The organism is Variovorax rhizosphaerae, from assembly GCF_037889975.1.
Taxonomy (GTDB): Bacteria; Pseudomonadota; Gammaproteobacteria; order Burkholderiales; family Burkholderiaceae_C; genus Variovorax; species Variovorax rhizosphaerae.
Map to the genome: position 1 here is coordinate 72,102 of NZ_JBBKZT010000030.1, position 6,298 is coordinate 78,399.

5 protein-coding genes are annotated in these 6,298 nt (G+C 65.5%); 3 read left to right on the forward strand and 2 right to left on the reverse strand.

What is annotated here, in order from left to right:
- The first annotated feature begins 108 nt into the window (after positions 1-108).
- From aspT (WKW82_RS35930) to WKW82_RS35940, 3 genes are all read left to right on the forward strand, one after another.
- Positions 109-1,797 carry an aspartate-alanine antiporter gene (gene aspT, locus WKW82_RS35930; RefSeq protein WP_340347921.1) on the forward strand — a complete coding sequence of 563 codons (1,689 nt, stop codon included), beginning with the start codon at positions 109-111 and terminating at the stop codon, positions 1,795-1,797.
- Between the two features lie 129 nt (positions 1,798-1,926).
- On the forward strand, positions 1,927-3,615 hold the full coding sequence (aspT, locus tag WKW82_RS35935) for an aspartate-alanine antiporter (protein ID WP_340347922.1): 1,689 nt from the start codon (positions 1,927-1,929) through the stop codon (positions 3,613-3,615).
- 69 nt (positions 3,616-3,684) lie between these two features.
- Positions 3,685-5,331, forward strand: coding sequence for a bifunctional aspartate transaminase/aspartate 4-decarboxylase (locus tag WKW82_RS35940; protein WP_340347923.1), 1,647 nt, complete (start codon positions 3,685-3,687; stop codon positions 5,329-5,331).
- A 103-nt stretch (positions 5,332-5,434) separates the two neighbouring features.
- Here the strand turns inward: WKW82_RS35940 and WKW82_RS35945 are convergent, their stop codons facing one another.
- Together WKW82_RS35945 and WKW82_RS35950 are read right to left on the reverse strand one after the other, a co-directional pair.
- Positions 5,435-5,881 carry a hypothetical protein gene (locus tag WKW82_RS35945; RefSeq protein WP_340347925.1) on the reverse strand — a complete coding sequence of 149 codons (447 nt, stop codon included), beginning with the start codon at positions 5,879-5,881 and terminating at the stop codon, positions 5,435-5,437.
- The gene (locus tag WKW82_RS35950) at positions 5,878-6,171 is read right to left on the reverse strand and encodes a DUF805 domain-containing protein (protein WP_340347926.1); all 294 of its coding nucleotides are present in this window, start codon (positions 6,169-6,171) and stop codon (positions 5,878-5,880) included. Before WKW82_RS35950 ends, WKW82_RS35945 begins: the two co-directional genes overlap by 4 nt.
- Between the last annotated feature and the right edge of the window lie 127 nt (positions 6,172-6,298).

Sequence of the window (6,298 nt, forward strand, 5' to 3'; positions counted from 1 at the left end):
CGGCAAAGCCGGTTCCGCGGGTGCCCCCGAACGGGCTTTGCTGTGCTCGCTCCGGTTTCCTCGGTTGCGGGCTACGCGCAGCCTCATGGGAAACAGAAGGAGGGATGCATGAACTGGCTGCACGACATCTTCCAGCGCTCCCCGGAGATCGCGGTGTTCCTGTCGCTGGCGATCGGCTACGGGATCGGCCAGGTCAAGCTGGGCAAGTTCCAGCTGGGCGGCGTGGCGGGCTCGCTGCTGGCGGGCGTGGCGCTGAGCCAGGTCGGTGTGGAGATCGACTCCGGCGCCAAGGTGGTGCTGTTCGCGTTGTTCATCTATGCGGTGGGCTTCGAATGCGGGCCGCAGTTCTTCGCATCGATCGGCAGGCAGACGCTGCGGGAACTGGCGCTGGCCATCGTTACGGCGGCTGCAGGGCTTGCCACGGTGCTGGTCATGGCCAGGATGTTCTCGCTCGACAAGGGCATGGCGGCCGGGGTGGCTGCGGGCGCGCTCACGCAGACGGGCATCCTCGGCACCGCGGGTGAGGCGATCGTCGCGCTGGGCCTGGCGCCCGCCACCACGCAACAGTTGCAAGCCGGCATGGCCGCGGGCTATGCGGTGAGCTACATGTTCGGCGTGCTCGGCACGATCCTCCTGTGCGTCTATGTGTTGCCCTGGTTGATGGGACGCGGCATCCGCGATGACGCGATCCGCGCCGAGCGCGAGATGCAGCCCGGCGTGCAGTTGCGCGGGCCCGGCCAGGAAGCGGCGGTGACCGAACTGATCGGCCGGCTGTTCCAGGTCTCGGCCGGCGCCGGACATACCGTGGGGCAGATCGAACATGCGCAGCGCGATTCCACCGTCTCCATCGAGCGCGTGAAGCGCAAGGACCAGTTCATCGAAGTCGCGCAGCAACTGGTGCTGGCGCAGGACGACATCGTGCTGGTGGTCGGCCGCCGCGCGGAGGTCATCCGCTGCGCCGGGCTGCTGGGCAAGGAGGTCTATGCGGTGGACGGCATGGAACTCACGATGCAGCGGCGCGACGTGGTCATCACCAACGCGGACTATCAGCGCAAGACGATCGGCGAACTGCGCCATGCCACTGCGGCGGGCGTGCGGCACGGCGTGTATGTGGTGCAGTTGAGCCGCATGGGCCGCGTGATGCCGATGAGCCTCGACGCGGCCGTGCAGACCGGCGACACCGTCACGCTCTACGGTGTCGAGGCCGACGTGCAGCGCGCGGCGCGGGTGGTCGGCGACGTGGTGCTGCCGAGCGACAAGACCGACTTCGTGTACCTCGGCGGCGGCCTGGTCGCGGGCTTGCTGGTGGGGTTGTTCAGCGTGACCGTCGCGGGCATTCCGCTGAGCCTGGGGAGCGCCGGCGGCGCGCTGCTCGCGGGGCTGGTGTTCGGCTGGTACCGGGCACGCCGGCAGACCTTCGGCGCGGTGCCGCCGGGGGCCTTGCTCATCATGAAGGAGCTGGGCCTGGCCGGCTTCATCGCGATCCTGGCGTTGCAGTCCGGGCTGCTGGCGGTGCAGACGGTGCAGGCGCACGGCTTCGGTTTGTTCGCCATCGGCGTGGTGGTCACGCTGGTGCCGCTGCTGGTGACGATGGGGGTCGGCCGCTTCATCCTGCGCTACGACAACACGGCGTATTTCGCCGGCGCGCTGGCCGGGGCCCGCAGCGCCGGGCCGGCCTTTGGCGAAGTGCAGGACAAGGCCGGGAACGCGGTGCCCACCGCGCCTTTCGCCATCACCTATGCGCTGGCGAGTGTGTTTCTCACGCTGTTGGGGCCGGTCATCGTGGCGTTGGCCTGAACCCTCCAAAAAAACAAAGACATATCGACATCTCGCGCGCGCTCGTTCCCCGATGCGGCGCGCATTCCTGCAATGGGCCGGGCGGTGCACCAGCGGCACTGACGAAGGCACCCTGGAAAGGAGCTCGCCATGGAATGGCTGCACGACATCTTCAAGCGGTCGCCCGAGATCGCGCTCTTCCTGTCCCTGTCGCTGGGCTACCTGGTCGGGAGCATCAAGTTCGGCAAGTTCCAGCTGGGTGGCGTGGCCGGCTCGCTGCTGGTGGCAGTGGCCGTGAGCCAGGTCGGCGTGACCATCGACTCGGGCGTGAAGGCGATCCTGTTCGCGCTGTTCATCTATGCGGTCGGCTTCGAGAGCGGCCCGCAGTTCTTCAGCTCGCTGGGCAAGCAGTCGATCAAGGAGATCCTGCTGGCATTCATCCTGGCGGCGACCGGACTGGCCACGGTGGTCGTCATGGCCAAGCTGGCCGGCTTCGACAAGGGCCTGGCGGCCGGCGTGGCGGCGGGCGGCCTGACGCAGTCGGCCATCATCGGCACGGCGGGCGATGCCATCGCCAAGCTGGGCCTGGCCGCGGACGAGACCCAACGCCTGCAGGGCAACGTGGCGGTTGGCTATGCGGTGACCTACGTGTTCGGCACCTTCGGCGCGATCATCGTCTGCGTCAACATCCTGCCCAGGCTCATGGGCACCAGCATCCGCGACGATGCGATCAGGGCCGAGGCCAGCATGCAGGCCGGCGTGCAGGTGCTCGGTGCGGACCAGCAGCATGCAGCGCCGGACCTGGTGGGTCGCCTCTACAAGATCACGACGGGCAACCAACGCACGGTCGCGCAGGTCGAGAATGCCGACCCCTCCTCCTTCATCACCATCGAGCGCGTCAAGCGCGGCCAGCAGCTGCTCGAAGTCGCGCCGGACATGCGGCTCGAGGCCGATGACATCGTGCTCGTGGTGGGGCGGCGCAACGCCGTCGTGGGCAGCGCGGGTTTGTTCGGCAAGGAGGTCTTCGGCATCGACGGCATGGAACTCATCGTGCAGCGGCGCGATGTGGTCGTGTCCAACAAGGACTACGACAAGAAGGCCCTTGGCAACATCATTTCCGCCATGGGCGCGGGTGTGCGCCACGGCGTCTACCTGGTGGAGTACCGGCGCATGGGCCAGGTGCTGCCGACGACGCCGGACCTGATCGTGCAAGTGGGCGACACCGTCACGTTGTATGGCGCGGACCTGGACGTGCGGCGCGTGGCCAGCCTGGTCGGCCAGGTGCTGGTGCCGAGCACCAAGACCGACTTCATCTACCTCGGCGCGGGCCTGGTGGTGGGCCTGCTGATCGGGTTGCTGAGCATCAAGCTCGGCGGCATTCCGCTGACGCTCGGCAGTGGCGGCGGCGCGTTGCTGTCGGGCCTGCTGTTCGGCTGGTATCGCGCCAGGCGCCAGACCCTCGGCGAGTTCCCGATCGGCGCGGTGCAGATCCTCAAGGACTTCGGGCTGGCCGGCTTCGTGGTGGTGGTGGGCCTGCAATCCGGGCTGCAGGCGGTGACCACCATCAAGGAACATGGCGCCGCGATCTTCGGCGTGGGCATCGTCGTGACCCTCGTGCCGATGATCCTCACGATGCTGATCGGGCGCTACGTTCTGCGCTACGACAACACGGCCATCTTCGCGGGCGCGCTGGCGGGCGCGCGCAGCGGCAACCCCGCCTTCGGCGAAGTGCTGGACAAGGCGGAGAACTCGATTCCCACGGTGCCCTTTGCCATCACCTATGCGTTGGCGAATGTGCTGCTGACCTTGCTCGGGCCACTCATCGTCGCGCTGGCCTGACGCGCGTCTTCATTCGTTTTCAGCCGCCCGCGTCGCGTGGGCATTCAATCAACCCTGCAGGAGACTTTCATGGATTTCAAGGACATCGAGAAACTCGGATCATTGAGCCCGTTCGAACTGAAGGATGCATTGATCCAGGTGGCCAGCGAGAGCGACCGCGTGATGCTCAATGCGGGCCGGGGCAATCCCAATTTCCTGGCGACCACGCCGCGCTATGGCTTCTTCCAGTTCGGCCTGTTCGCCATGACCGAAGCCGAGCGCTCCTACATCTACATGGACGACGTCGGCGGCTTCCCGCAGCGCGAAGGCATCGAGGACCGCTTCGAGATCTACGTGGCCCGCAACAAGAACGTGGACGGCGTGCGCTTCATCGCGGCGGCCGTGTCCTATGTGCGCGACCAGATGGGGCTCTCGGCCGGCGACTTCATCTACGAGATGTGCGAGGCCATCCTGGGCTGCAACTACCCGGTGCCGGACCGCTTCCTGCGCCTGTCCGAAATCATCGTGGGCAAGTACATCCACGACGAGATGATCGGCTCGCACCCGTTCCAGGGCAACTTCGACATGTATGCGGTCGAGGGTGGCACGGCCGCCATGACCTACCTGTTCAACAGCCTGCGCGAGAACCACATCATCGAGAAGGGCGACACCATCGCGCTGGGCATGCCGATCTTCACGCCCTACATCGAGATCCCGCACCTCAACGATTACCAGCTGGAGGAGGTGTTCATCGACGCGCCGCCGGAGAACAACTGGCAGTTCACCCCCAAGGAACTGGACAAGCTGCTCGACCCCAAGGTCAAGGCCTTCTTCCTGTGCAACCCGAGCAACCCGCCGTCGGTCAAGCTCAGCGACGAGGTGCTGGCATACATCGCTGGCATCGTGAAGAAGCGGCCGGACCTGATCCTCCTGACCGACGACGTGTACGGCACCTTCGCGGACAACTTCGTCTCGCTCTTTGCCATCTGCCCGTACAACACGATCCTGGTGTACTCGTACTCCAAGTACTTCGGCGCGACCGGCTGGCGCATGGGCGTGGTGGCCACGCACGAGGACAACGTGCTCGACGAAAAAATCGCCGCGCTGCCCGAGCCGCTGCGCAAGGAACTCGACCACCGCTACGAATCCATCACCACCACGCCGCGCGCGCTGAAGTTCATCGACCGGCTGGTGGCCGACAGCCGCACGGTGGCGCTCAACCACACGGCGGGGCTGTCCACGCCGGTGCAGGCGCAGATGGTGATGTTCTCGCTGTTCTCGCTGATGGACGAGCCGCAGAACTACAAAGCCGCGATGAAGCGCATCGTGCACCGCCGCAAGGAAGCGCTGTATCGCGCGCTGGCGCTGCCGATGCCAGTGGACCCAAACTCGGTGAGCTACTACCACCTGCTGGACTGGGAGGAAGTCGCGACGCAGATGTATGGCGCCGAGTTCGCGGCATGGGGCGTCAAGCGCATGAAGCCGAACGAAGCGCTGTTCGAGATCGCGAAGGAGAGCAGCGTCGTGCTGCTGCCCGGCCGCGGCTTTGGCGGCAATCACCCGTCGGGGCGGGTGTCGCTCGCGAACCTCAATGAATACGACTACGCGAACATCGGGAAGGCGGTGCGCAATCTGGCGGATCGGTACTTTGCGATGTGGCAGGCGGAAGGGGGGAAGGCGGGTGGGCAGGCGGCGGCTGCGGCCAAGGGGAAGGGTGGGAAGAAGGGGAAGAAGTAGGAGGCATTCGATTGCGCCGCGCCCGACGCGTTACGCGTGCGGCGCGCGTCCTCCGGCGCGTACACAACCCTGTTGACCGGTCGCCTCGAAGTGCCTGCTCATATCAGGGGTCGACCGGAACGTCGCGAGAAGGAGGCTTGTCACTCCAGAAAACAGAGCGGGCGAGCGGCACTACCCACACAAGGCAAAAGAACGCAACTACGACAAATGGGAGACGGCGGCCGTATCCGAACAAAGGCCCGATCAGCAACATCGCAACAACGCAAACGACGTAATTCATGCAGCCCGCCAACGGTGCCAAGGCCACACGCCAAAGTACTGACAGACCATTTTTGGCCACCACGTTCCGCACGATGGAGGGAATGACCAAACCAGCAATCGGCGAAAGAAACACTGCCGTTGCGAAGGCGCCACCAACCCGTCTGGGTGGATGGCCGCCTTTGAACACGACGAGTGTGCACCACCAGCAAACACATCCGATGAGACAGGCGCAGGCGAATTCAATGGCACGTCCCGTATTGACTCCCGCCTGTCGCTTGTCCAAGCTCATTTGCCGAGGCCGATCTCGCCGAGTGCTGCCTGCAGCGCAACCAGCGCAGCAACCCCCAACACCATCAGCACCACCAGGATCCCCGCCGAGACCTTGACCCCCGTCGAGTTCGGCGGCGGTGGCGCGCCGAAGCGGTTGCCGCCCTTGGTGCCGCCCTTGAAGATCCAGATCAACGCCACCAGCGGGATGAGCGCCAGGAGCAGCATCCAGCCGGACCAGTCCATGTCGTGGCTGCGCTGGATCCCCATCAGCACGTAGAACACCAGCAAGGGGATCATCGCGAACAGCATCGCCAGCGCCAATGACCCTAAAAACGGCAGTTACCCCCGTCCGATAGTGCGGGAATCCAGCACTGGCGGGGAGTTAGGCTGATTTGGCAGACTCACCCGATGGGTGAAGCCAAACGCAAACGACAAC